Raw genomic sequence first — 25,573 nt, forward strand, 5'->3', positions numbered from 1 at the left:
ACGGTATTCTATCATAATTGCACACTGTATTGCATTATTTGTACGTTTAACTTAATTAATTGCACGTTCAATCACGACAATTGCACGAAACAACCACTTAATTGCACCGTCTTCTATTAACTGGACAATAATATCATATACATACGTGCTTTCATGCAAAAAATCCACCTGCCGAGGCAGGTGGATTCCGTATCTATCTTTATTAACCGATTGAACCTTCCATTTCGAACTTGATCAGGCGGTTCATTTCGACTGCGTATTCCATTGGCAATTCTTTTGTGAATGGCTCGATGAAGCCCATAACGATCATTTCTGTTGCTTCTTCTTCGGAGATTCCGCGGCTCATCAGGTAGAACAATTGCTCTTCTGATACCTTGGAAACCTTCGCTTCATGCTCAAGAGAAATGTTGTCGTTAAGGATTTCATTGTATGGAATTGTGTCAGATGTAGACTTGTTATCCATGATCAACGTATCGCACTCAATGTTTGAGCGGGCGCCGTCAGCTTTGCGTCCGAAGTGGACGATACCGCGGTATGTTACTTTTCCGCCTTGCTTTGAGATTGATTTTGAGACGATTGTTGATGATGTGTTTGGTGCAAGGTGGATCATTTTCGCACCTGCATCCTGGTGCTGGCCTTTACCAGCAATTGCGATTGATAATGTCATACCGCGTGCACCTTCACCTTTAAGGATGACAGCCGGGTATTTCATTGTCAGCTTGGAACCGATGTTGCCATCGATCCATTCCATAGTGGCGTTCGCTTCACAGACCGCACGCTTTGTAACAAGGTTGAAGACGTTGTTTGCCCAGTTCTGAATCGTAGTGTAACGGCAATATGCGTCCTTCTTGATGATGATTTCAACAACTGCACTGTGAAGTGAGTTTGTTGTGTAAACAGGAGCTGTACAGCCTTCAACATAGTGAACGTGCGCGCCTTCATCAACAATGATTAATGTACGCTCGAACTGGCCCATGTTCTCAGAGTTGATGCGGAAATACGCCTGAAGCGGAGTATCCACTTTGATGCCCTTTGGAACGTAGATGAAAGATCCACCAGACCAGACCGCAGAGTTCAATGCTGAGAACTTGTTGTCTGTTGGAGGGATGACTTTTCCGAAATGCTCACGGAAAATGTCTTCGTTTTCTTTCAGAGCAGAATCTGTGTCTTTGAAGACGATTCCCAGCTCTTCAAGCTCTTCCTTCATGTTGTGGTAAACAACCTCTGATTCATACTGCGCAGAAACACCTGCAAGGTATTTTTGCTCAGCTTCAGGGATACCAAGCTTATCGAAAGTCGCCTTGATTTCTTCAGGAACTTCATCCCATGACTTTTCAGAGCGCTCAGAAGGCTTTACATAGTAAGTGATTTCATCAAAGTTCAATGAAGCCATATCCCCGCCCCATTGTGGCATAGGCATATTGTAGAAGTGCTCCAATGATTTTAAGCGGAAGTCCAGCATCCACTGGGGTTCTTCCTTCATTTTTGAAATTTCTTCAACGATTTCACGCGTCAGGCCGCGCTTAGACCGGAAGATGGAAACGTCTTTATCGGAAAATCCGTATTTATAATCACCGATCTCTGGCATTTTTTTAGCCATCGTCGAATTCCTCCATTCTTAAAGCAGGGAAACCGGGGTTTCCCGCTTTGTAGTTGTTCGCTGCAGGCCAATCCCCCGCAGCCCTTTCGGAAAAAATCATCAGGTGATGATTTTCTTATTGGCTGTCTTCCTCTTCCTTCAGGCCTTTCTCCATTGCCTTCCATGCAAGAGTAGCACATTTGATCCTGGCAGGGAATTTCGCCACACCTTGCAGTGCTTCGATATCCCCGAGGTCCAGATCATCCTCTTCATAGTCTTTTCCCTGCATGATGTCAGAAAAAACCGTTGAAAGCTTTAAAGCTTCCTCGATAGGTCTTCCTTTTACCGCCTGCGTCATCATGGAGGCAGACGACATCGAAATCGAGCAGCCTTCCCCTTCGAATTTTGCGTCCGCTACCTTGCCGTCTTCGACTTTCATCGTCAGCTGGATGCGGTCGCCGCATGTCGGGTTGTTCATATTGACTGTCAGGCTGCCTTCTTCCAAAACACCTTTATTGCGAGGGTTCTTATAGTGATCCATAATAACTTGACGATAAAGGTTATCTAAATTATTAAAAGACATCGCTGAAATACTCCTTTGTTTTGACAAGTCCGGCTACGAGTTTGTCAATATCTTCTTCTGTGTTGTACAGGTAGAAGCTTGCACGTGCTGTCGCGGACGCCTTCAGCCATTTCATCAAAGGCTGTGCACAATGGTGGCCCGCGCGTACGGCGATTCCTTCAGCATCTAATACAGTTGCCACATCATGTGGATGTACGTCATCAATATTGAATGTTACGAGTCCAGCACGCTTGCCGGCTTCCTTCGGTCCATAGATGGTCATGCCTTCGATTTCAGACATTTTATCCATCGCATAGGCCGCAAGAGCGTGTTCATGCTTCTCGATATTATCGAGTCCGATCTCGTTCAGGAAATCAATTGCAGCACCCAGACCGATCGCACCAGCGATGATTGGTGTTCCGCCTTCGAATTTCCACGGCAGCTCTTTCCATGTTGACTCGTAAAGACCTACGAAATCAATCATTTCGCCCCCGAACTCAACCGGCTCCATTTTTTCAAGAAGTGCCTTCTTTCCATATAATACGCCGATACCCGTCGGCCCGCACATCTTATGTCCGGAAAAAGCGAGGAAATCGCAGTTAAGATCCTGGACATCGATTTTCATATGCGGAGCGCTTTGGGCACCATCGACAACCATGATCGCCCCATTCTGGTGGGCAATTTCGGCAATCTCCTTGATTGGGTTCATGACACCAAGGACGTTTGAAACTTGCATGATGGAGACGATTTTCGTATTATCTGTCACCGTTTCTCTGACAGTATCAAGTGAAATCGTGCCATCTTCCTGCAAGTCGATATATTTCAATGTTGCACCCGTCTGTTTTGCCACCTGCTGCCACGGGATGATATTGCTGTGATGCTCCATATAAGAGATGACGATTTCATCGCCTTCTTTAAGATTATCACGGCCATAGCTTGCAGCTACCGTGTTGATCGCAGTAGTGGTACCACGGGTGAAAATGATTTCTTCGATTGATTTTGCGTTAATGAACTTTCGGACCTTTTCCCTTGATCCTTCGTACCCATCAGTCGCTCTTGTTCCAAGAGTGTGGACACCGCGGTGTACGTTGGAATTGTATTCGCGATAATATTTATCCAGTGCTTCGATAACCTGCACCGGCTTCTGTGATGTTGCCGCACTGTCAAGGTAGACTAGCGGGCTGCCATTGACTTCCTGATTTAAAATCGGAAATAATTCACGAATTTCGCGGGCGTTCATTATTTAACTTTCCTTTCGATTACCTCAACCAATTGCTTCTTAACTCCTTCGATCGGAAGTTCGTTTACAACTGGCGCAAGGAATCCGTGGATGACAAGGCGCTCTGCCTCATGCTTCGGAATACCACGGCTCATCAAGTAGTAAAGCTGAAGCGGATCAACGCGTCCAACAGAAGCAGCGTGTCCTGCTGTTACATCATCTTCGTCGATCAGAAGAATTGGGTTAGCGTCCCCACGTGCTTTTTCGCTAAGCATAAGAACACGGGACTCCTGTTCGGCATTAGACTTAGATGCACCATGCTCGATTTTACCGATACCGTTAAAAATAGAAGTCGCGCTATCCTTGACAACACCGTGCTTCAGGATATAGCCTTCTGAATTTTTGCCGAAGTGGATGATGCTTGTTGTGAAGTTCTGAGTCTGTTCTCCGCGTCCGACAACAACAGTCTTAGTATCACCGTAAGAACCGTCACCAACAAGGTTCGTAGTGTTTTCTGAAACTGTGTTTCCGTCGTTCATCATGCCAAGAGCCCACTCGATACGAGCATCTCTGCCTGCATGGCCGCGACGGTTTACATACGTAGTCAGTCCTTCTGCAAGTGTATCCACAGCGCCGTACTGAATTTTCGCGTTTTGGCCAGCAATTGCTTCAGTAACGATATTCACTAGACCATTCACTTTGCCAGTTGTTGAGATGTAGTTCTCAACGTATGTTACAGAGCTATTGTCTTCTGCAACGACAAGCACGTGATTGAAAAGGCTTGCTTCTGCATCATCATGCAGGAAGATTGCCTGGATAGGATTTTCGATCTGAACATTTTTCGGAACATAAAGGAATGCTCCGCCATTCATGAATGCAGCATGAAGTGCAGTCAAACGGTGCTCATCTGTTTTTACAGCAGTCATGAAATATTTCTTCAAAAGGTCGCTGTATTCGCGAGCAGCTGTAAAGATATCTGTGAAAACAACACCCTGCTCCTGCATTTCCTTGGAAAGCTGAAGGTAAGCAGGTTTGTTGTTGCGCTGAACATATAGGCTGCTATCCTTAGCTTCCTCGCCAACAAGTGCTTTTACTTCTTCAGGAAGCTCATCGATAGATGAAAAAACATCGCTTTTAACGAGCAGCTTATCGAACTGTGTGAAATTCCATTTATCAATCTTCGTCTTATCCGGTCTTGGCATAGAAAGATCTTCTGCTTTTGCAAGAGATTGCGTGCGAAGCTCTGTCAGCCATTCCGGTTCGTTCATTTCTTTTGAGAAGGAAGTAATGTACTCCTGGTCAAAAGCCCATTTCGTTTCCGTAGTCATTATAAATCCCCCCAACGCTTAAGCTTCTTGCCCAACTGTTTCGTCTTCGATGCCCAGTTCTTTCTTAATCCAGTCGTATCCTTCTGCTTCTAAGCGCTGTGCAAGTTCTGGTCCGCCAGACTTCACAATGCGGCCCTGCATCATAACGTGAACATAGTCAGGAGTGATGTAATCAAGAAGGCGCTGGTAGTGAGTGATGATCAAGCAGCCGAAATCTTCGCCGCGCATTTCGTTGATCCCTTTAGAAACAACCTTCAATGCGTCGATATCAAGACCTGAGTCGATTTCGTCAAGGATTGCGATCTTTGGTTCAAGCATCATCAATTGAAGGATCTCGTTACGCTTCTTCTCACCGCCGGAGAAACCTTCGTTAAGATAACGCTGTGCCATATCAAGATCCATTTCAAGGAATTCCATTTGCTTATCCATCTTGCGGATGAACTTCATAAGAGAAATTTCATTTCCTTCGCCAAGACGGCTGTTCAAAGCAGAACGCAAGAAGTCAGCATTCGTTACACCGCTGATTTCACTTGGGTATTGCATTGCAAGGAAAAGACCAGCGCGTGCTCTTTCATCAACTTCCATTTCAAGAACATTTTCGCCATCAAGCGTAACTGTTCCATTTGTTACTTCATACTTAGGGTGTCCCATGATAGAAGAAGACAAAGTGGACTTACCAGTACCATTCGGTCCCATGATCGCGTGGATTTCCCCACCCTTAACTTCAAGGTTCACACCTTTTAATATCTGCTTGCCTTCAATCTCAACTTGAAGGTCCTTAATTGATAATACAGATCCTGCCATAATATTACCTCCGTCAATATAGAAAAGATTTTAAGCCGACTCTAGCCGTCAAAAGCTCTATTCTCATTTTATTCTCATTACAATCTTATAACAAATGAAAAGTGTTAGCAACACCTTAAAAGTGGAAAGAAAAACAACGAACCCTGTAGAATATTGTCAAACCCTAATTGATTTTTGGCTCATGCCGAGTGGGAAGGAAACGACCGAGCAAATTCATTTGCTCGCAGCGTTTCATTTCCACTCGGCAGCTTTCAGCCGAGGCTGAAAAGCCAGTGAAGCGTAAGCTTCACGAAGTGAGCCAAAAATCAGCAGAAGTTCTGTTATCATTCCATCTGCAGATTGATCTCCTTGTCTTCTTTCCACTTCCCCCACCTCGCCATTCAGCTAGCTGAATGGCGACATGCGACGACATAACACAACTCCATTCTAACAGAACAAGCAAATTAAAGTCGGATTTACCGCTCACAGCTTGGACATCATTTTATTTTTTACCTTCTATTATAAAAAAATGTATTCCGAAGACGAAGCCACTCCCGGTTCGGACAGCTTTTCTCCTTTTGAGATCAAACCTGTCTGAAGTTGCCTCGACTTCTGACAGCGTTTCCTCTTTTGGCTCCAAACCTGTCTGAAGTTGCCTCTTCTTTTGACAGCTTTTCTCCTTTTGACATCAAACCTGTCTGAAGTTGCCTCTTCTTTTGACAGCTTTTCTCCTTTTGGCATCAAACCTGTCTGAAGTTGCCTCTTCTTTTGACAGCTTTTCTCCTTTTGACATCAAACCTGTCTGAAGTTGCCTCTTCTTTTGACAGCTTTTCTCCTTTTGGCATCAAACCTGTCTGAAGTTGCCTCTTCTTTTGACAGCTTTTCCTCCTTTGGCATCAAACCTGTCTGAAGTTGCCTCTTCTTTTGACAGCTTTTCTCCTTTTGGCATCAAACCTGTCTGAAGTTACCTCTTCTTTTGACAGCTTTTCCTCCTTTGGCACCAAACCTGTCTGAAGTTGCCTCTTCTTTTGACAGCTTTTCCTCCTTTGGCATCAAACCTGTCTGAAGTTGCCTCTTCTTTTGACAGCTTTTCTCCTTTTGGCATCAAACCTGTCTGAAGTTGCCTCTTCTTTTGACAGCTTTTCCTCCTTTAGCATTAAACCTGTCTGAAGTTACCTCTTCTTTTGACAGCTTTTCCTCCTTTAGCATTAAACCTGTCTGAAGTTACCTCTTCTTTTGACAGCTTTTCCTCCTTTGGCATCAAACCTGTCTGAAGTTACCTCTTCTTTTGACAGCTTTTCCTCCTTTATCTCCAAACCTGTCTAAAGCTGCCTCTTCTTTTGACAGCTTTTTGCTCTGACACCTCGAACCTGTCACATAACGGCTTAAAAAGGGGTTACATGTCTTACCAACATAATAAAGAAACCAGTGCATAAATCACACTGGTTCCAATTACTTTCTTCTATTATTATATATTCTCGCTTACGAGTGGACTTTTCGGTCCAGGTCAGCGACCATCCGTTGGCTTTTGATATAATCTCTTTCGCGTTTTCGTTCGACTTCCATTCTTGCGTCATGGTTCATGCTGTATACCTCGTAACTAATTCCATGGGCTCCATGCATCGCTTTTTCCATTTCACTTGTGTAGTTCAGTTTTAGCTGACTAATAGTGAATCATCCCTTCGGTTTTTCGCTTTGTAAAAAGCGTTTTTTTTGATATTGCAATCTTAACACCTTTTATTTACCACTATCAAAGCGGTTAAAACCGTTAATTTTTGGATGTGATGGAATAAGGAGGCCTAACGCGAAGTCACCTCTGCGATTCTTAGAATACTGGCATTATCCTCCCAAATGAAGCCTTTCCTGTTATTTAACAGCCAGTTTAGCTGTATAAAACAGCTTTTTACTGCTTCAACGTATTCAGTTCGGCCATTGCTTCCTGGACGAGTGTCACTGCCTGGCTCATTGCCGCTCCGCCGCCAAATGCAGCTGTAACTCCAACAGCTTCCAGAATTTGTTCTTCAGTTGCTCCCTGATCAAGGCAGCCTTTTAAATGATAGATGATGCAGTATTCGTCCTGTGAATACAAGGAAATTCCGAGGGCAATCAATTGCTTTTCTTTTTGCGTCAATGTCCCTTCCTGGAAACATACTTCCGTAAAGGCATTATAGTGGCTTGCAAGCTCCGGCATTTTTTTCGTAAAAACGCCCAATCCCTGTTTATATTCATGAAGTGCTGCTTCTGTTGAATTCCGGGGTTCATAATGATGCTCCATTGTTTCCACTCCAATCTGCTTTTTTCTCGGTTAGTATGTTAATTTTCCTTTCCGGTTATGCGGCAAAAAGAAAAAGCAGGCTGCACGCCTGCTTTCTTTAAAGAACTATTCTTTTACTGGTACGACAGCACCTTCATACTTTTCAAGGATGAAATCCTGGATCTCTTTTGAGCGAAGTACTTCGACTAGTGCCTTGATTGCCGGTTTTTCGCCATCTCCTTCACGGACAGCAATTACGTTAACATATGGAGAATCGCTTTCCTCAATCGCGATTGAGTCCTTTAATGGATTCAATCCAGCATCAATTGCATAGTTAGAGTTGATCAATACTGCGTCGCCTTCACCGTTATTGAAAATCTGCGGAAGCAATGCTGCTTCATATTCTGTATCAAATTTCAGCTCTTTAGGGTTTTCAGCGATATCTTCAACCGTCGCTTTTACCTTTTCCACGCCTTCTTTAAGAGTGATCAGGCCTTCTTTTTCAAGCATTGTCAAGATACGGCCATGGTCTGCTACCGAGCTGCTCATAATGATGTGAGCACCTTTCGGCAGATCTTCCAGAGTAGTGTAATCTTGAGAATATACACCGATCGGCTCGATGTGGATGCCTCCTGCATTTTCAAACTTATAGCCATGCTCAGCCATTTGTGACTCTAGGTAAGGGATATGCTGGAAGTAGTTTGCATCTAACTCGCCTGAATCAAGTGCCTGGTTAGGAACAACATAGTCGTTGAACGTCTTGATTTCCATTTCATAGCCTTTTTCTTCAAGTAACGCTTTTGCTTCTTCCAAAATTTCTGCGTGAGGTACGTTTGACGCACCTACGACGATCTTCTTGCTTTCTTCTTTGCCGCCTTCTCCAGATGTGTTATCCTCGGAAGTTCCGCAAGCTGCAAGGCCTGCTGTTAAAACTAATACTAAAAGAGCTAATAACCATTTTTTCAATTCAATTCTCTCCTTTATCTCTTATCTAATTTTCTAGTGAAGAAATCACCAATAAACTGGATTAAAAATACGATGATCAAAATAATGATCGTTGCCATCAAAGTGACATCGTTACGGCTTCTCTGGAACCCTTCCATGTAAGCCAGGTTTCCAAGACCGCCCGCGCCGATGACTCCGGCCATCGCTGTGTAACTGACTAGCGCGATTGCTGTAACCGTGATACCAGAAACCAATGCAGGCATCGATTCCGGCAATAGCACCTTCCAGATGATCGTCGTTGTCTTAGCTCCCATGGATTTGGCCGCCTCTATGACTCCTTTATCAATCTCACGCAAGCCGATTTCTACCATCCTTGCGTAAAAAGGAGCTGAACCAATAATCAATGCAGGCAAGGCTGCATTTTCCCCAATCATCGAGCCAACAATCAGCTTTGTAAAAGGAATCAGAAGTACGATCAAGATGATGAATGGGATGGACCTGAAAATATTGACAACTGCACTCAGTACTAAATTGACCGGTTTATTTTCCCAAATATTCCCTTTTGATGTCAAAAAGAGCAGCAGGCCAAGGATGGCTCCAAGGATGAAGGTAGCGAGAACAGAGATGGCACTCATATATAGTGTCTCAACTGTCGCTTCCCACATTCGGTCCCAGTTGACATTCGGAAACAACGTTTCAGCCATTTGAAATCACCTCCACGCCGACTTCATGCTGGCCAATATACTCAATTGCCCGGGATACTTCGCCCTCTTCACCATCAAGATGGATGAACAAAGTTCCATACGAACCATTCTGTGTCTGCGAAATTTTACCCTGAACAATATTGACCGTTATCGAAAATTCACGAATTAAGTTGGTGATCAGCGGCTGCTCGGTCCCTTCACCTACAAAAGTCAGCTGAACGACGCGGCCATGTGGATAACGCTCCAGTAAATGGTCAACTGTTTCTTTTGTTTCCTCCGGTTCCGTCACCTGCTGGACGAACCTTTTCGTAATTGGCTGCTGCGGATTCTTGAACACTTCCAAAACAGGTCCTGTTTCAACAATCTTCCCGCCTTCCATTACAGCAACCCGGTGGCAGATTTTCCTGATAACATGCATTTCGTGTGTGATCAGGACGATCGTAAGACCAAGCCTCTTATTGATGTCCACCAGTAGGTCAAGGATCTGGTCAGTCGTCTGTGGATCAAGCGCTGACGTTGCTTCATCCCCAAGCAGTACCTTAGGATTATTGGCAAGTGCTCTTGCGATTCCAACTCTTTGCTTTTGCCCGCCGCTCAACTGTGATGGATAGGCATCACCCCGGCCATCAAGGCCTACTAGTGTGATCAATTCCTTTACCCGTTTCTCTCTCTCGACGCTTGGAACTCCTGCAATTTCAAGCGGAAACGCGATATTCTCCGCTACCGTTCTTGACCAGAGCAGATTGAAGTGCTGAAAGATCATGCTGATTTCCTGGCGGGCCTTGCGAAGTTCCGCTCCTTTTATTTTAGAAACTTCCCTTCCGGCAACAACCACTGAACCAGACGTTGGGATCTCAAGCCCGTTCAGCATCCGAATCAAAGTACTTTTACCGGCGCCACTGTATCCGATGACTCCGTATATTTCGCCTTCCTTGACTTCAAGGTTGACATCATCTACCGCTTTAACCTCCCCTTTAGTGGAAGGGTAAATTTTTCTGGCATTCTTTATCGTGATCAATTGACTCCCCCTCTTTTCAACCGAGTATTCTACACTTTTTAAAACCGTTAAATCTCCTATAAATAAGAAGGTTATCAATCTAGTTTCCCATTCCCTAACCGAAAAAATTCAAACTTTAGCTAAAATGGGAAATAGCCTCTTAGACGGAGATGATCATGCTCTCGGAAAAACTCTTTTCGAAAAAAGCTTTTTACCTTTTCCAGTAGTGAGGACCAAAAAAAGCAAAATAAAAGCCTTTCTGCAAGTGAGCAGAAAGGCATAGTAATAGTGGATTCCTTTCTCTCATCTGCCAAAGCGATTCGCTTTGTGTGAATTGGCACCATTTCAGTAAGCAAAGCTTATTGACGGTTGCCGGGCTTCATAGGGCACTTCCCTCCACCTCTCTTGATAAGAGCACGCTATTAAATTATCTAATCGGTTTTAAGTTACGAGTGTGATTGTAGCACGGAGTGAAAAAGAGTGTCAATAAAATTATTTTTAAATATCATCTGGAAGGTTATGGATTTCAGATTCCTGCCGGGACTCCAGGTACTCCGGTCGCTTTTTCGATCGCCTGCTCCAGGTCTTCAATGATGTCCTCTACGTTTTCAATCCCGACTGAAAGGCGGATTAAATCTTCAGGTACCCCTGCTGCTTTTAGACCCTCTGCATCAAGCTGCTGATGAGTAGTGCTTGCAGGATGGATGATCAGGCTTTTTGCATCACCGACGTTCGCGACATGGGACCATAATTCTAGTGAGTTAATCAGTTTGGCTCCTGCTTCTCTGCCACCTTCAATTCCAAAAATGACTACTGCCCCTGCTCCCTTTGGAAGGTAGCGGTCTGCAAGGTTTTTATCAGGATGGGACTCATGGCCAGGATAGCTGACCCAGGTAACAGCAGGATGAGACTCAAGGTACTCTACTATTTTTTGTGTATTGGCGATATGCTCTTTCATCCGTACATGCAAAGTTTCTATGCCTAGATTGAATTGGAACGCACTCTGCGGACTGATTGCAGGTCCAAGGTCACGCAAAAGCTGAACTCTTGCCTTTACGATATAGGCCGCTGCACCGATTGCCTCGCTATAGACAATATTATGGTAGCTGGAGTCTGGCTCATTGAAGCCCGGGAATTTAGGAGACTTCCAATCAAACTTTCCACCATCGACAATGATTCCGCCCATGACCGTTCCATTTCCCAATAGCCATTTAGTTGCCGAGTGAACGACGATATCGGCGCCATGGTCAATTGGCCTACAAAGATACGGTGTCGCAAACGTGTTATCGATAATCAGCGGTACACCTGCTTCATGAGCAATGTCAGCAACAGCTTCAATATCGAGGATCCTCAGGCTTGGATTTCCGATTGTTTCTGCATAGACCGCTTTAGTTTTCGGAGTGATGGCTTTTCGGAAATTTTCAGGATCAGCGGTATCAACCAGGTGAACCTTTATTCCGTACTTTGGCAGGGTGACAGCAAATAGATTATAAGTGCCACCATATAAATTACCAGCAGCGACAATCTCATCACCCGCATGTGCAATATTCAGGATGGCCATCATGATGGCCGACATCCCGCTTGATAATGCAAGCGCACCTACACCACCTTCAAGCAAAGCCACTTTTTCTTCTAGGGCTGTAACGGTCGGATTATGTATCCGTGAATAAATATAGCCCGACTCTTTAAGGGCAAATAAATCTGCGGCATGGTCTGTGTTTTCAAATTGGAACGCATTGCTCGAATATATTGGGACTGCTCTCGCCCCAGTCACCGGGTCTGGTGACTGGCCACCGTGTACCCCAAGCGTTTCAATCCGATAATTTTTTTGTTCATTAGCCATCTCCATCTCTCCAATCATCATGTATATTTGGAAAAACTGATACAAAAAACCCTCTTCCTAAGAAGAGGGTCATTTATCATCTCTCCTTATCTCTACAGAGCAAAAACTCTGCTGGAATTAGCACCGTGTTTTCACAACCGGTTGCCGGGCTTCATAGGGCCAGTCCCTCCACCTCTCTGGATAAGAATATTCAATTCGATTTCATTGCGTTAAAGTGATGATATCATGCAAAAAGATATGAGTCAATATATTTAGACTTTTCAGATAAAAAATTAAACTGGCAGCGGTCTTGCAAGATAAAATAATGATTCCAGAACTAATTGGGCTCGAAATGGACAATCCGTTGTAATATATTTCATTTTTACTCCATGCATCAGTTTCAAGTCTCCATTGAATAACTGCCCCAAATGTACTTCCCTTCCGGAAATCGTTGCCACAGTTCCATTAGGAATGAAGGATTCACAGTAACTGACCTTTCCATCCTTGAAGAATAAATAGTGTGTGTCACGGTCAGCTTCTATCTTCAGAACCATGTCCAGTTTCTTAACTAGCTGATGAACATGCCCCTTGCTGGTTATTACACTCACAAACCTGTCAATCTGTTCTCGCATTCCGATCAACTCCCTTACATAACTATTCCTTGTTATCAGGGAAAAACCTGTTAGAAACCTTCGACAAATAATTCGGCGAAAATAGAATTTACAACGTGTATAAGGTAAAAAAGACAATGCCCTTTGATATTTCGGCATTGTCTTTCATTTCCCGAGAAATAAATCCAAGAAAAACGGTCATCAGGCTGTTTTTGTGCTCACTATGCCGGATTTTGGCTTATCCATGCTTTTAAAAACGACAAAGAAATACGTTGAACCAACTAAATACAGCATGGCAGTGATCGTAAATACAGTTGCGTAACCCCAATAAGATCCGTATTTGAGGACAATCCCAGTCGATACAGGTCCCATGACGGCCCAACCGAGATTAAACACCATTTGATTTACAGAGTTGGCCAAACCCTTCATTGAATCATCAACCTTCGACATCATTAATGACATCTGAATCGGGTTGCCGGCGTTCATAAGTGCCTGACGAAACAAAAACCCTAAAGCAGCAAGCCAAAAATGCTGCGTATAAGCTGTCAGCAATAAAAAAGGCAGAGATAACATCTGCAAAACTACCACTGCTTTCACTTCTCCAAGTCTGCGAACGACCATAGGCCCGATGATCATGGCTACAGCAGTCGCTCCCTGTCCCAGTGAAATGACTAAACCAATCAGTGAATTGGAAGCCATGAAGCGATCTGCGAAATAAAGATTCAAATACGGTATGACCAATCCTGCACCAAAGCCTATCATCAATTGCGCAACAGCAAATAGCAGAATGATTTTGAAGCTGGCTTTGTGGGGAATGCCTTTAGTTTTTCCATTTATATCGCTACCCGATATGCGTTGAGGGAGATTTTCATTTAACCTCATAATCGGTATCAATGCCGCCATAAACAGAGCAGATCCAATAATCAAAGTATATCGGATGCTTTCCAAACCTGGGACAATTAATGAAAATAAGTCCGTAAGAATGCCGCCTAAAAGGCTGCCAACCACGTTCGCGGCCGTCATTGCTGCAAAGTGAATACTGAAAAGGTGCACTCTTTGTTCAGGCTTGGAATTTTCCGCAAGCCACGGAATAATCGACACCTGAATGAAAGCGGACGCCAGACCTGTTCCAAATGCAAATAAAATCAACAATGACTGTGTTTCGACCATACTGCGGGCAAATAAGATGAAACCTGTCGATATAGCTCCATAAAACATCAGCTTTTTCCTGCCAGCTTTGTCGCTTAAAATTCCTGCAGGAATAAGAATCAGTGCCGTGGCTAGAGAAGTCATGGAGATCACTTTTCCATTAACCAGTTCATTGAAGCCGAGCTCGCGTATGTAAAAGTTGTAAATAACCATGAAAATCCCAAGACCGACCTGGGTTAGGATATTGGCTAAAAAGGTAAGTTTCACGTTTCGATTATAGCTTTTTATATGCGAAGCCCATTCATGATATAGAGCCATTATATTTCGCCCCTCAATTATTTCGATACACTAAATATAATCCTTTTGGAACGATATGTAAATATGTTTAAACTAATACATCTATGTAAAATCCTCCGAAATCAGCAAAAAAAAAAACGGCTAAGCCGCTTAATTAAACTTGTAGCTCTTTAAGTTTTTCATAAAGGTAGGGAACGGACTGAAAAGCATAAATTTTCTCCAGCTCCTCTCCTTCTCTTAATACAATCAGACATGGAACACTTTCAATTTCAAAACGCTCCGCCATTTCAGGCAGGTAATTTAAGTCGGCTTTACCTGAAGACACATGAGGTAACAGCTGCTCTATTACCGTCAGCATCTTGCTTGCCACCTGGCATGTTCCGCACATTGGCGTGTAAAAGTATAGGTAACCTGTGCGTTTTTCCTCAAGGAAGGTTTCGATTTCTTCCTTAGTCCATTCTTCCATCTACAGTCATCCTTTTTCTAAATACTCTGCATGAACATCGATATTTGCTCCGATTAAAACTGTAGCAAGGTGATTTTCCGGTGCCGTCGCCACTTCCCTGTACATCCTGTCAATGTACAAATGGTTCGCCTCTGGAAACTCTCTCTTGAATTGCTTCCGGAGCTTTTCCCCTGAAGCATCCGCATCCACCAAAATATAAACATCTTTATCAAAAAGGGAGTCAATCAGTTCATCAAGCTTCGAGACACCAATCGTCCCATTTGTACAAATAATTTCAACCGGTTCATTCAGCACAGCTTGAACTTTCTTTTTGTCTGACGAGCCCTCCACTATGATCACCTTGTGATTTTCGTCCATCGTCATAACCACCTATGCACCAGAGATAATTACCTTACAATATTATAAACAGGAATATTGAATTTGTGCTGTTATGTTCATATTTCTATTGTCACTGTTTTTAAAGGAGATTGCAAAAAATTAGACTAGCCCACTGGATAGAAAACTGCTTAAAACTTTTCCTGTGTGACCATATTGAGCGTTGAGCTTTGTTTTCGGGCTTATAGAAACTTTCTATGTGACCTTTTTTCTTCTTTGAGCCTCGTTTTGGGCTCATAGAATTTTTCTATGTGACCTTTTTCTTGTTCGAGCCTCGTTTCGGGCTTATAGAATCTTTCTATGTGACCTTTTTCTTGTTTGAGCCTCGTTTCGGGCTTATAGAATCTTTCTATGTGACCTTTTTCTTGTTTGGGTCTTGTTTTGGGCTTATAGAACCTTTCTATGTGACCTTTCTGTCTGCCATGACGCCTTTTGGGCATATGAAAAAACAGCGGCATGGCTGGCCGCTGTTTGGATTTGCTTAACACCAGCCGCCTTCATCACAATCAGTGTACCGAGGTTCTGATTGGTCAGGTACTGATACATGCTGGTAGATTTTATTCTGTTCTGCTTCATAGTGATGTTCTAATTTCATCTGCATACCTTCTGGAAGCTCTATTGATCCAATGTGTTCATTTTCCAGATACAGCTGGATCTGGCCGTTTTCCAGTTTACCTGTCACTCTGTCCGTAATATCAAGCTTTTGTTTATTCAGTGTCATGAGTTTCACCCTTCTTGGATTGTCGATTGCTTTTAGTTTGTCCGATTTTTTGGGATGAATCGATGGAAAAATGAAGGAGTTATGGAGGGGAAAAATCTGCATAAGAAAACGCCTTGAACATCAAGGCGTCATGTAAAATTATTCTTTGATCATTTCTTCGTATTGTTCAGCAGTCATAAGATTTTCTACTTCACTGTTATCAGACAGCTCGACAGTGATCATCCATGCTTTTTCGTATGGAGATTCGTTAACGAATTCAGGGCTGTCGTTAAGCTCTTCGTTAATTTCCACTACCTTGCCGCTTACTGGCGCATATAGCTCAGAAACAGTTTTTACGGATTCTACACTTCCGAATGGCTGATCAAGGCTAATTTCGTCTCCTACTTCAGGAAGTTCGACGAAAACGATATCGCCCAGTTCAGATTGAGCAAAATCAGTAATACCGATGCGAACCTTTTCTCCTTCAACTTTTACCCATTCGTGTTCTTTAGAGTAACGTAATTCATTTGGTATACTCATTAACTATCCCTCCATTTGTATATCTCTATCGATTATTATCGATGGGACCAAAATTACAGCCAGGCTTTTTGGAACTCTTCCTCTTTAAAGCCTACAGTTACTTTTTCCCCGTCTGTCATCAGCGGGCGTTTGATGAGCATGCCATCTGATGCAAGCAGTTCCAGCAGCTCATTTTTTGATGCTGTCTTGATTTTGTCTTTCATCCCTAGTTCCCGATACTTTTGGCCGCTCGTATTGAAAAATTTCTTGATATCAAGGCCGCTTTTTTCCAGCATTTCTTCAAGCTGGGATTGGGAAGGCGGATTTTCGACAATATGTACTTCATTATAGCTCACTTCATGCTGGTCCAGCCATTTCTTGGCGTTCCTGCATGTACCGCATTTAGGGTACCAATAAAATGTCTTTGTCATGTTTTCACCACCCTTTGCTATTATCCCATTAATGAAACCCTCTAATCGGATAGTAACATAATAAGGCTGAAAAATACTAACATTCCGTGTTTAATTCCATGACATTTTCGGCATCCATTACTCTATTCTACATATTTCGATAAATTCCTCCATGGAACTGAATCTTGTTTATAAAAAATTGCTGTTTCGAAATGATTTTACTTTATAAAAAAACACTTCTCCTCTAACAGGAGAAGTGTTCAAAATCCCAGATTAAACGATGAAACGCTCTGCTTCGATGAGCTTTTCAGATGCTTCACGCTTCTTCGCGATCACATTGATTGGAGTGTGTCTTGTGAACTTGCGCAATGCGGAAGTCAACATACGAAGTGCATCTCCCTCTTCAGTTGCAACAAGAGTTTCTTTTGCGTCACGCTCGATTTCATTGAATGCTTCCTGGCAGAAGATTTGTGTGTAAAGAAGCTTTTGCTTGCTCTTTTCCACTCCATCTTTTGCAATTGCTTTTTCAGTACGAAGGACAGCAGATTCCATGGAATAAGCATTTGAGATGATATCGGCGATGTTGACGAGGATCTCCTGCTCTTTTTCCAATGCTTTGCCGAATTTCTGTGCAGCCAATCCAGCTGCAAGCAATCCAATTTTCTTCGCGTTCTTAACAAGGTATTTTTCCTGTGCCAGCGGCTCATCGCCTGGCTCTTCAGGCATTAGCATCATAAGCTCTTCCTGAAGCTGTTGAGCTTTTTGCAATAACGGCAGCTCGCCCTTCATTGCCTTGCGCAGGAATGTTCCTGGTACCAACAGGCGGTTGATTTCGTTCGTTCCTTCAAAAATACGGTTGATTCTTGAATCACGGTATGCTCTTTCGATTTCATACTCTTGCATGAAGCCGTATCCACCGTGGATTTGAACTCCTTCATCAACAACATAGTCAAGTGTTTCTGTTGCGAATACTTTGTTCATTGAACACTCGATTGCGTACTCAGCGATTGAATCAGCGACTGCTTTACCATTGTTGATTTCTTCTTCGGACAACTGGTTCATTCTTTCCTCGAACAAGCCTACTGTACGATATACAGAGCTTTCAGTTGCGTAGATTTTGGAAGCCATTGTCGCAAGCTTCTCTTTTGTAAGGTTGAACTGGGAAATAGGTGTTTTGAACTGCTGGCGCTGATTAGCATACTTTACAGTCAGACCGAATGCCTGCTTAGCTCCGCCAGTTGCGCCTACACCCAGCTTATAACGTCCGATGTTCAGGATATTGAAGGCGATAAGGTGGCCTTTTCCTGCTTCACCAAGAAGGTTCTCCACAGGAACTTGAGCATCCTCTAGAATCAATGTACGTGTTGAAGAGCTCTTGATTCCCATTTTCTTCTCTTCAGCGCCTACTGATACTCCTGGGTATTCTCTTTCAACGATGAAAGCTGTGAATTGTTCGCCGTCGATCTTAGCATAAACAACGAATACATCTGCAAAGCCAGCGTTTGTGATCCATTGCTTTTCGCCGTTAAGAACGTAATGAGTGCCTTCAGCATTCAGTTTGGCAGTAGTCTTTGCACCCAATGCGTCTGAACCTGAACCTGGCTCAGTAAGAGCGTACGCTGCTAGCTTTTCGCCAGTTGCCAGTTCAGGAAGGTATTTTTGCTTTTGTTCCTCATTTCCGAAAAGAACGATTGGCAATGAACCGATCCCTACGTGTGCACCGTGGGAGATCGAGAATCCTCCAGCTACTGCCATTTTCTCAGCGATCAAAGCTGAGCTGATTTTATCAAGACTCAATCCGCCGTATTCTTCTGGAACATCTGCTCCAAGAAGGCCAAGCTCTCCAGCTTCCTTCAATAGTTTCACAGTGCGGTCAAACTCGTGCTGCTCGATATATTCAACCTGAGGCAATACTTCGTTCGTTACGAAATCCTCAGTCGTTTTTGCGATCATTTTGTGCTCATCTGTGTAATCCTCAGGAGTGAAAACATGGTCATAAGTTACATCCTCGATTAAGAAACTTCCGCCTTTTACAAGCTTTTCTGTTTGGTTACCCATTTATTGTTCCTCCCATCCATTATGGGGAGGGGCTAAGACCCCTCCATATTTTTGTTTAAAGTAGTTCAAATACTCCAGCTGCGCCCATTCCGCCGCCGATACACATTGTTACGACACCGAATTGTTCATTTCTGCGTTTCATTTCGTGGATGACGGTTAAAGTCAGTTTCGCTCCAGTAGTTCCAAGCGGGTGGCCTAGTGCAATCGCGCCGCCGTTCACATTGACTTTATCTTCATCAAGGCCCAGCTCACGGATGACCTGGATTGATTGTGAAGCGAATGCTTCATTCAGTTCGAATACGCCGATATCTGACACTTGCAGTCCTGCAAGCTTCAAAGCTTTAGGGATTGCCACGACAGGGCCGATCCCCATGATTTCCGGCGGCACTCCGCCAAGTGCGAATGAACGGAATTTAGCGAGGGGCTTCAATCCAAGAGATTCCGCTTTTTCACGGTCCATCACCATGACTGCCGCTGCTCCGTCACTCGTTTGTGAAGAGTTACCTGCAGTGACTGTACCTTGGATATTGAAAGCCGGACGAAGCTTCGCCAGAGTTTCAAGGTTCGTATCAGGACGTACGCCTTCATCCTGTTTGAATTGGATCGTCTTTTCGACAAGCTTATTGTCTTTTCCTACTGAACGAAGGGTTACATCGACAGGAACGATTTCATCCTCGAACTTGCCTTCCTGGATTGCCTTTGCTGCACGCTGATGGCTTCTTACTGCAAAAGCGTCCTGCTCTTCACGGGAAATGCCGTACTTCTTGGCTACTTCCTCAGCTGTATGGCCCATTCCCATATAATACTGCGGAGCCGTTTCAGCCAGCTTCGCATTCGGGCGGACGACGTGGCCCATCATCGGCACCAAACTCATTGATTCCGCTCCGCCAGCGATGATTGTGTCTGCATGGCCAAGCATGATTCTTTCGGATGCATTCGCAATCGCCTGAAGACCTGAAGAACAATAACGATTGATTGTGATCGCCGGCACTTCATGTGACAACCCAGCAAGTGCACCGATATTTCGCGCCATATTCAAACCCTGCTCTGCTTCTGGCATTGCACAGCCGATGATTAAGTCATCAATGTTCCCTTCATAATTGCCTGCACGTTTAAGAGTTTCTCTTACTACAAGAGCTCCAAGATCATCGGGCCGGACATTTGCAAGAGTTCCTTTTTTTGCTTTTCCGACCGGTGTCCGGGCTCCGGCTACGATTACCGCTTCTCTCATCTCATTCCCTCTCTTTCCTCGGATGTTAAATGTATATTTCCTTCATAACTATCAATCTATTAGTTGCGCAATGGCTTGCCTTTTACGAGCATATGCTGCATGCGCTGCTGTGATTTCGGTTCAGCCACAAGGCTCAGGAACGCTTCTCTTTCAAGGTCGAGCAAGTATTGCTCATCTACTTCGGTTCCGTATGGCACTTTACCGCCAGAGATGACATATGCAAGCTTCTTCGCGATTTTCAAGTCATGTTCAGAAATGTAACCTGATAGATGCATTGTCTGAGCACCCAATAGCAGGGTTGCATATCCCGGCTCGCCCGTTACAGGTACCTTCTTTCTCACTGGCGCCTTATAACCGCTTTCATATAAATTCAATGCAGCCTGTTTCGCATCATATAACAAGTGATCGCTGTTCACGCTGATTCCATCTGCTTCATTCAAGAAGTTATTCTCACGTGCTTCTTCACCCGAAGTGGAGACTTTAGCCATCGCGATTGTTTCGAATACTTTGTTCGCAACCTTTTGAAGGTCAAAGTCGACGCCTTTTGGCAGGCCTTCAAGGTGCTTGATGTAAAGCTCTTTGTTTCCGCCGCCGCCAGGGATCAAGCCAACGCCTGCTTCAACAAGACCCATGTATGTTTCCATGGACGCCTGGATATGCGCTGCCGGCAAGCACATTTCAGCTCCGCCGCCCAGCGTCATTCCAAATGGAGCTGCGACAACAGGCTTTGAGCAGTACTTGATTTTCATCGTCGTCTGCTGGAATTGGCGAACGACCATATCAAGGTCCCAAATATTATCGTCCTGCGCTTCCATCAGGATCATCGCCAGGTTCGCACCTACCGAGAAGTTTTTGCCCTGGTTTCCGATGACAAGACCCTTGTAGTTCTTTTCCACTTCGTCAATCGCAAAATTGATCATTTGAAGGATGTCAGGTCCGATCGAGTTGCTGTGTGAATGGAACTCCAGCAATGCGATGCCATCGCCTAAGTCGATCAGGCTTGCACCGCCATTCTTTTTAATGACACCCTTTTGCTTCTTCAGGAGCTTCAGGTTGATGGCCTTTGGATTTTCTTCCACAGCTACATATTCACCATTGTGGTAGTATTGCAGCTTGCCATCTTCTTCTTTGTAGAATGAAGTGTAGCCTTTTTCGACCATTTCTTTTACCCATACAGGAACGGTCTTGCCTTCAGACTCCATTTTGCTGATTGCCTTTTCTACCCCCAGTGCATCCCATGCTTCGAAAGGTCCCATTTCCCAGCCGAAGCCCCACTTCATCGCACGGTCCACGGCGACGATATCGTCAGCAATGGTGCCAAGCAGATCAGCCGAGTATACAAGTACAGGACTGAAGATGTTCCATAAAAGCTCTCCAGCGCGGTCCTTTGCATAAACAAGCGCTTTCATTTTATTGGCAAGCCCTTTTTCCTGCTTCGCCATTTCAGTAGACGCTGTTTTAAGTTTTTTACGAGGTCCGTATTCCAAAGTCTGCGGATCAAGTTCAAGGATTTCCTTGCCTTGTTTCAGGAAAAATCCCTGGCCTGACTTGCTTCCAAGCCAGCCGTTCTCAAGCATCTTCTTCATGAACTCAGGTACTTCAAAAACTTCCTTTTCTTCCCCGTCAACCTGGTCATATACGTTTTTTGCAACATGAGCGAAGGTGTCGAGACCAACTACATCCAGTGTACGGAATGTTGCGCTCTTAGGGCGGCCGATCATTGGACCAGTCACGGAGTCAACCTCACCAACACTATATCCGCCTTTGACCATTTCCCGTACTGTCACGAGCAATCCGTAAGTTCCGATTCGGTTGGCGATGAAGTTCGGTGTATCCTTCGCTTCCACTACTCCCTTGCCTAATTTGTCTTCACCGAAAGTCTTTACGAATGAAAGAACTTCAGGATCCGTATCTTTAGTAGGAATGACTTCAAGAAGCTTCAGGTAGCGCGGCGGGTTGAAGAAGTGTGTGCCAAGGAAATGCTTCCTGAAATCTTCGGAACGTCCTTCAGCCATTGCCTCGACTGAGATTCCTGATGTATTCGAGCTGATGATGCTGCCTTGCTTACGGTATTTATCTACATCAGTGAAAACTTTCTTTTTTATATCAAGGTTTTCAACTACAACTTCGATTACCCAGTCTACATCCTTGAGTTTTTCCATATCATCTTCGAAATTGCCTGCTTCAATTAAAGCAAGATTCTTTTTGGAGGCCAGGGGTGCGGGCTTCTGCTTCAATAACTTCTGCAAAGCTCCTGCACTGATCCGGTTGCGCACCTGCTTATCTTCTAGTGTCAGGCCTTTCGCTTTTTCCTGTTCCGTTAATTCCCGAGGTACAATGTCCAGCAGCAATGTCGGAATCCCGATGTTTGCCAAATGTGCGGCAATCCCTGATCCCATGACACCTGAACCAAGCACCGCTGCCTTTTGAATTTGTCGCATCAAATTTGTCTCCCCCTTTGACTCTTTTGAATGAATACTCATTCATTTTTGCACCAAAAAAAATATGCATATAAATGAGCTCTGTTAATTACTACTATAAAATATTTAAAAAATTTCCGCAATAATAAGGTGCGGAAAAAAGAAAATTTTTTGAATCTTTAATCGCCATGCTTATTTCTCAAGACTTGGGCAATCTAATAAAGCGGTACTTTTTATCCTTAAAACACGGAGGTATGATCATGGCGAGATTGAAAAAAGATCCATCTAAGGCTGGCGTCAGCGCTGCCAGTGTCAAAGGAAATGCCGGTCCGTCAATGGGACAAGGCGGAGAAAGAAAACAAAACAGCCAGAACAGCCAGTACAAAAAATAAACAATAGCAGAAGCGTCTCGAAGTAGTTGACGCTTAAGCTGGATGACAAAAAAACAGGCTGACAAATGTCAGCCTGAAGTTTATTTTTTCAGCATTCCTTTTAAAACAAATGCAACGTTTGCCGGGCGTTCTGCAAGGCGGCGCATGAAATATCCGTACCAGTCTGTTCCGAATGGGACATAAACGCGCATTGTATATCCTTCTTCGGCCAGCTGCAGCTGCCTTTCCGGCATGATTCCAAACAGCATCTGGAACTCGAACTGGCTTTTCGGAATATTGTTTGCCTTCGCAAACTCCTTCGTGAAATTAATGATATTGTCATCGTGTGATGCAACAGCTGTATAGTTGCCGTTCAGCATATGCATCTTGATGATTTTCTTGAAGTTCTCATCGACATCTTTCTTTTCAGGGAAAGCCACTTCCGGTGACTCTTTGTAAGCTCCCTTCACAAGACGGAGATTCGGAGAATATTGATTCAGGTCCTCTATATCCTTTTCTGTCCTGTACAAGTAAGCCTGGATGACAGTGCCTATGTTGTCATATTCGGACTTCAGCTGCTTGAAAATATCCAAAGTCTTCTGGCAGCGCTCGTAGTCCTCCATGTCGATGGTAACGAATACATTATTCTCTTTGGCTGTATCCATGATCCGGCGCATATTGTTCATGACAACTTTTTCGGAAATATCAAAGCCGAGTGAAGTCATTTTCACGCTCATCTGGGCATTCAATTTTTCCCGGCCAATCGCCTTGATCATCGCAATTGAACTTTCCGCTCTCTCGTTAGCTTCTTTTTCATTGTCGACGAATTCGCCAAGGAAATCGACGGTTGCCGCAAGATTCTTGCTATTGAGTTCCTTGATGACAGCCACTGACTGCTCGACCGTTTCGCCGGAAACGAAGCGTTTTGCCCCTAGACGAAGGCCGTATTTCTTGGCCATCTTCGTAAAAAATTTATTTTTCGATAGAAAAAGAAAGAAGTTCCTCATTAATTGTTCCATAGCTTTTCCTCCCCTTAATGAAAACGATTACAACACCCTTTAAAAAAATTGCTTCATCTATATCTATTTTGCAAAATCATTTTATCACTTTTTTTTAGCTTTGAATATTACTTTCGTAGGAAAATGTTCTTTTTTGACGAATCCTGTCCTGCATACTTTATTTCGGCTCGGGAACGATAATATCCGTAGGAATGATCATAAAACAGGAGGTCTTAATATGCAGCAGCAAAACATGAATTTTCAGGGCCAGCAGCAAGGGATCATGCAGACGCCGCCATCAGTTGTATCCACTAAAGATTCTTTATACTTAACAGATATGCTTTCATGGAATTTACTTGCCATGAAAAAAGCACATTTCTTTGCCCAACAGTGCCAGGACCAGGAGCTGAAGATGGAAATCGAAAAATGCGGACAAATGCATCAGAAACACTACGAGAAAATCCTAACTCATCTAAATAGCCCGCAAAACCAGACATATTCCCAGATGCCAGGAATGCAATAATACAACTAGATAGGAGGAAAAAGCGGATGAACCAGAATCAGCAAAAAATCCAGAATCCAGAAACACAGGTCCAGAAGACACCGCAGATGAATGACCGCGATTTTATCAATGATATATTAACGACTGAAAAATACATGACTCAGGGTTATGATACTGCTCTCAATGAATTAAGTCACGACCAACTTTATCAGGATGTACTCGCTATCTACACAGAAACAGCCAACGCCCAGCGCAGCCTTTATAACCTGATGTTCAAGAAAGGCTGGTATGGCGTGGAAGCGGCAGATGCGCAAAAGCTTCAGCAGTCCCACCAGCAGTTCCAGGGTTATACAAACCAATTCCCATATGGCGGACAGCAGCTTCAATAATTCATATTCGAACCGGGCTTGTTCGCCCGGTTCTTATTTTTGACGGACACTTTTCTGGGAATTCCTCAGGGCTTTGTCCGATAGAGCCCTTCTAACGGACAATTTTTTGGGAATTCCTCATGGTTTTGTCCAATAGAGCTCTTCTAACGGACACTTTTCTGGGAATTCCTCATGGTTTTGTCCAATAGAGCTCTTCTAACGGACACTTTTCTGGGAATTCCTCATGGTTTTGTCCAATAGAGCTCTTCTAACGGACACTTTTCTGGGAATTCCTCAGGGCTTTGTCCGATAGAGCCCTTCTAACGGACACTTTTCTGGGAATTCCTCATGGTTTTGTCCAATAGAGCCCTTCTAACGGACACTTTTCTGGGAATTCCTCAGGGTTTTGTCCAATAGAGCCCTTCTAACGGACGCTTTTCAGAGAATCCCCATATTTTTATCCAATAGAGTTACGTGCGCACTTTTTTCCCAACCTTGCTGCATGATTGTACATTAGTGATAGCTCTTCTCTTCCCTTTCTTGCCCTTTTCACTATTGTTATGGTGTTGAAACTTCGTTTGCACATCTTTTCACATTCACCGCCAAAAATGCCGACAAAAAAAACCACCTCGCTTGGAGATGGTCATTCGTTATTTCTTGCGTTGCTGCTCATTCATTTCTTTGACTTGGGTGATCACATTCTTGATTTGCTCTCTGGCATCCGGATATTCCGCATTCCAGTGCTTTGCGAGCGGAGGCATCGACTTGGCGATATGGGTGTATAGTATCCATGTTTTTACCTTTTCGATATTTTCAACTGAACCTTCACCGACCAAAAGCTCTGTGTATTTTTCCAGCAATCCATCCACTTGTTCTGTAAGAGTTTTATCCATTTCGACACTCCT

General features: G+C 43.9%; 27 protein-coding genes and 2 riboswitches. Of the genes, 3 read left to right on the forward strand and 24 right to left on the reverse strand.

The features are described from left to right. Positions 1-202: 202 nt before the first annotated feature. The 22 genes from sufB to RH061_RS20090 all read right to left on the reverse strand — a co-directional run bounded on the left by sufB (position 203) and on the right by RH061_RS20090 (position 22,453). Positions 203-1,600, reverse strand: a complete 1,398-nt coding sequence (gene sufB / locus RH061_RS19985; RefSeq protein ID WP_311072555.1) for a Fe-S cluster assembly protein SufB — start codon at positions 1,598-1,600, stop codon at positions 203-205. A 115-nt stretch (positions 1,601-1,715) separates the two neighbouring features. Next, positions 1,716-2,162, reverse strand: coding sequence for a Fe-S cluster assembly sulfur transfer protein SufU (sufU, locus tag RH061_RS19990; protein WP_192470132.1), 447 nt, complete (start codon positions 2,160-2,162; stop codon positions 1,716-1,718). After that, positions 2,152-3,381: a cysteine desulfurase gene (locus RH061_RS19995; protein WP_311072556.1), complete on the reverse strand. Its 1,230-nt coding sequence runs from the start codon at positions 3,379-3,381 to the stop codon at positions 2,152-2,154. The genes sufU and RH061_RS19995 overlap by 11 nt, the downstream gene beginning before the upstream one ends. After that, positions 3,381-4,688 carry a Fe-S cluster assembly protein SufD gene (gene sufD / locus RH061_RS20000; protein WP_311072557.1) on the reverse strand — a complete coding sequence of 436 codons (1,308 nt, stop codon included), beginning with the start codon at positions 4,686-4,688 and terminating at the stop codon, positions 3,381-3,383. Before sufD ends, RH061_RS19995 begins: the two co-directional genes overlap by 1 nt. Before the next feature lie 18 nt (positions 4,689-4,706). Then, positions 4,707-5,492 carry a Fe-S cluster assembly ATPase SufC gene (sufC, locus tag RH061_RS20005; protein ID WP_311072558.1) on the reverse strand — a complete coding sequence of 262 codons (786 nt, stop codon included), beginning with the start codon at positions 5,490-5,492 and terminating at the stop codon, positions 4,707-4,709. Positions 5,493-5,723: 231 nt separating this feature from the next. Continuing rightward, complete coding sequence (locus tag RH061_RS20010) at positions 5,724-5,855, reverse strand: hypothetical protein (RefSeq protein WP_311072559.1); 132 nt, start codon at positions 5,853-5,855, stop codon at positions 5,724-5,726. A gap of 1,098 nt (positions 5,856-6,953) precedes the next feature. Continuing rightward, the gene (locus RH061_RS20015; RefSeq protein WP_214776232.1) at positions 6,954-7,106 is read right to left on the reverse strand and encodes a YuzK family famiily protein; all 153 of its coding nucleotides are present in this window, start codon (positions 7,104-7,106) and stop codon (positions 6,954-6,956) included. A gap of 268 nt (positions 7,107-7,374) precedes the next feature. Further along, on the reverse strand, positions 7,375-7,746 hold the full coding sequence (locus RH061_RS20020; protein ID WP_311072560.1) for a carboxymuconolactone decarboxylase family protein: 372 nt from the start codon (positions 7,744-7,746) through the stop codon (positions 7,375-7,377). Positions 7,747-7,851: 105 nt separating this feature from the next. Further along, positions 7,852-8,691 carry a MetQ/NlpA family ABC transporter substrate-binding protein gene (locus RH061_RS20025; protein ID WP_311072561.1) on the reverse strand — a complete coding sequence of 280 codons (840 nt, stop codon included), beginning with the start codon at positions 8,689-8,691 and terminating at the stop codon, positions 7,852-7,854. Positions 8,692-8,705: 14 nt separating this feature from the next. Then, the gene (locus RH061_RS20030) at positions 8,706-9,374 is read right to left on the reverse strand and encodes a methionine ABC transporter permease (RefSeq protein WP_311072562.1); all 669 of its coding nucleotides are present in this window, start codon (positions 9,372-9,374) and stop codon (positions 8,706-8,708) included. Beyond that, on the reverse strand, positions 9,367-10,392 hold the full coding sequence (locus RH061_RS20035) for a methionine ABC transporter ATP-binding protein (protein WP_311072563.1): 1,026 nt from the start codon (positions 10,390-10,392) through the stop codon (positions 9,367-9,369). The genes RH061_RS20030 and RH061_RS20035 overlap by 8 nt, the downstream gene beginning before the upstream one ends. Before the next feature lie 279 nt (positions 10,393-10,671). Then, a riboswitch (SAM riboswitch) is annotated at positions 10,672-10,786 on the reverse strand. 111 nt (positions 10,787-10,897) lie between these two features. Further along, a complete protein-coding gene (locus RH061_RS20040; protein WP_311072564.1) occupies positions 10,898-12,214 on the reverse strand; it encodes an O-acetylhomoserine aminocarboxypropyltransferase/cysteine synthase family protein in 1,317 nt (438 codons plus the stop codon). Positions 12,215-12,297: 83 nt separating this feature from the next. Then, positions 12,298-12,401, reverse strand: a riboswitch (SAM riboswitch). A gap of 85 nt (positions 12,402-12,486) precedes the next feature. Further along, entirely contained in the window at positions 12,487-12,825 is a 339-nt protein-coding gene (locus tag RH061_RS20045; protein ID WP_311072565.1) for a hypothetical protein, read from the reverse strand. A 180-nt stretch (positions 12,826-13,005) separates the two neighbouring features. Next, positions 13,006-14,271, reverse strand: coding sequence for an MFS transporter (locus RH061_RS20050; RefSeq protein WP_311072566.1), 1,266 nt, complete (start codon positions 14,269-14,271; stop codon positions 13,006-13,008). Between the two features lie 133 nt (positions 14,272-14,404). After that, positions 14,405-14,716 carry a thioredoxin family protein gene (locus tag RH061_RS20055; RefSeq protein ID WP_311072567.1) on the reverse strand — a complete coding sequence of 104 codons (312 nt, stop codon included), beginning with the start codon at positions 14,714-14,716 and terminating at the stop codon, positions 14,405-14,407. A 6-nt stretch (positions 14,717-14,722) separates the two neighbouring features. Next, positions 14,723-15,079, reverse strand: coding sequence for a toprim domain-containing protein (locus tag RH061_RS20060; RefSeq protein WP_192470121.1), 357 nt, complete (start codon positions 15,077-15,079; stop codon positions 14,723-14,725). 493 nt (positions 15,080-15,572) lie between these two features. Then, a complete protein-coding gene (locus RH061_RS20065) occupies positions 15,573-15,812 on the reverse strand; it encodes a YusG family protein (protein ID WP_311072568.1) in 240 nt (79 codons plus the stop codon). Between the two features lie 138 nt (positions 15,813-15,950). Beyond that, positions 15,951-16,331, reverse strand: a complete 381-nt coding sequence (gene gcvH / locus RH061_RS20070; RefSeq protein ID WP_311072569.1) for a glycine cleavage system protein GcvH — start codon at positions 16,329-16,331, stop codon at positions 15,951-15,953. Positions 16,332-16,384: 53 nt separating this feature from the next. After that, on the reverse strand, positions 16,385-16,741 hold the full coding sequence (locus tag RH061_RS20075) for an arsenate reductase family protein (protein WP_311072570.1): 357 nt from the start codon (positions 16,739-16,741) through the stop codon (positions 16,385-16,387). Positions 16,742-16,993: 252 nt separating this feature from the next. After that, positions 16,994-18,778 (reverse strand): acyl-CoA dehydrogenase FadE, encoded by a 1,785-nt coding sequence (locus RH061_RS20080; RefSeq protein ID WP_167833575.1) that lies wholly within the window; start codon positions 18,776-18,778, stop codon positions 16,994-16,996. A gap of 55 nt (positions 18,779-18,833) precedes the next feature. After that, positions 18,834-20,009 (reverse strand): acetyl-CoA C-acetyltransferase, encoded by a 1,176-nt coding sequence (locus tag RH061_RS20085; protein ID WP_311072571.1) that lies wholly within the window; start codon positions 20,007-20,009, stop codon positions 18,834-18,836. A 59-nt stretch (positions 20,010-20,068) separates the two neighbouring features. Continuing rightward, a complete protein-coding gene (locus RH061_RS20090; RefSeq protein ID WP_311072572.1) occupies positions 20,069-22,453 on the reverse strand; it encodes a 3-hydroxyacyl-CoA dehydrogenase/enoyl-CoA hydratase family protein in 2,385 nt (794 codons plus the stop codon). A 236-nt stretch (positions 22,454-22,689) separates the two neighbouring features. Here RH061_RS20090 and RH061_RS20095 point away from each other — a divergent pair, with 236 nt between their 5' ends. Further along, positions 22,690-22,821, forward strand: a complete 132-nt coding sequence (locus tag RH061_RS20095; RefSeq protein ID WP_079507049.1) for a YuzL family protein — start codon at positions 22,690-22,692, stop codon at positions 22,819-22,821. 80 nt (positions 22,822-22,901) lie between these two features. On the opposite strand, the gene RH061_RS20100 is transcribed toward RH061_RS20095, so the two are convergent. Continuing rightward, the gene (locus RH061_RS20100) at positions 22,902-23,819 is read right to left on the reverse strand and encodes a proline dehydrogenase family protein (protein ID WP_311072573.1); all 918 of its coding nucleotides are present in this window, start codon (positions 23,817-23,819) and stop codon (positions 22,902-22,904) included. 217 nt (positions 23,820-24,036) lie between these two features. Between RH061_RS20100 and RH061_RS20105 the strand changes: the two genes are divergently transcribed. Beyond that, positions 24,037-24,321: a hypothetical protein gene (locus RH061_RS20105; protein ID WP_311072574.1), complete on the forward strand. Its 285-nt coding sequence runs from the start codon at positions 24,037-24,039 to the stop codon at positions 24,319-24,321. A 26-nt stretch (positions 24,322-24,347) separates the two neighbouring features. Further along, positions 24,348-24,689, forward strand: coding sequence for a spore coat protein (locus tag RH061_RS20110; RefSeq protein ID WP_311072575.1), 342 nt, complete (start codon positions 24,348-24,350; stop codon positions 24,687-24,689). Between the two features lie 629 nt (positions 24,690-25,318). Here the strand turns inward: RH061_RS20110 and RH061_RS20115 are convergent. Further along, positions 25,319-25,561 (reverse strand): YusU family protein, encoded by a 243-nt coding sequence (locus RH061_RS20115; protein ID WP_311072576.1) that lies wholly within the window; start codon positions 25,559-25,561, stop codon positions 25,319-25,321. Between the last annotated feature and the right edge of the window lie 12 nt (positions 25,562-25,573).

Source organism: Mesobacillus jeotgali (assembly GCF_031759225.1).
In the GTDB taxonomy this organism is placed as follows: domain Bacteria; phylum Bacillota; class Bacilli; order Bacillales; family Cytobacillaceae; genus Mesobacillus; species Mesobacillus jeotgali_B.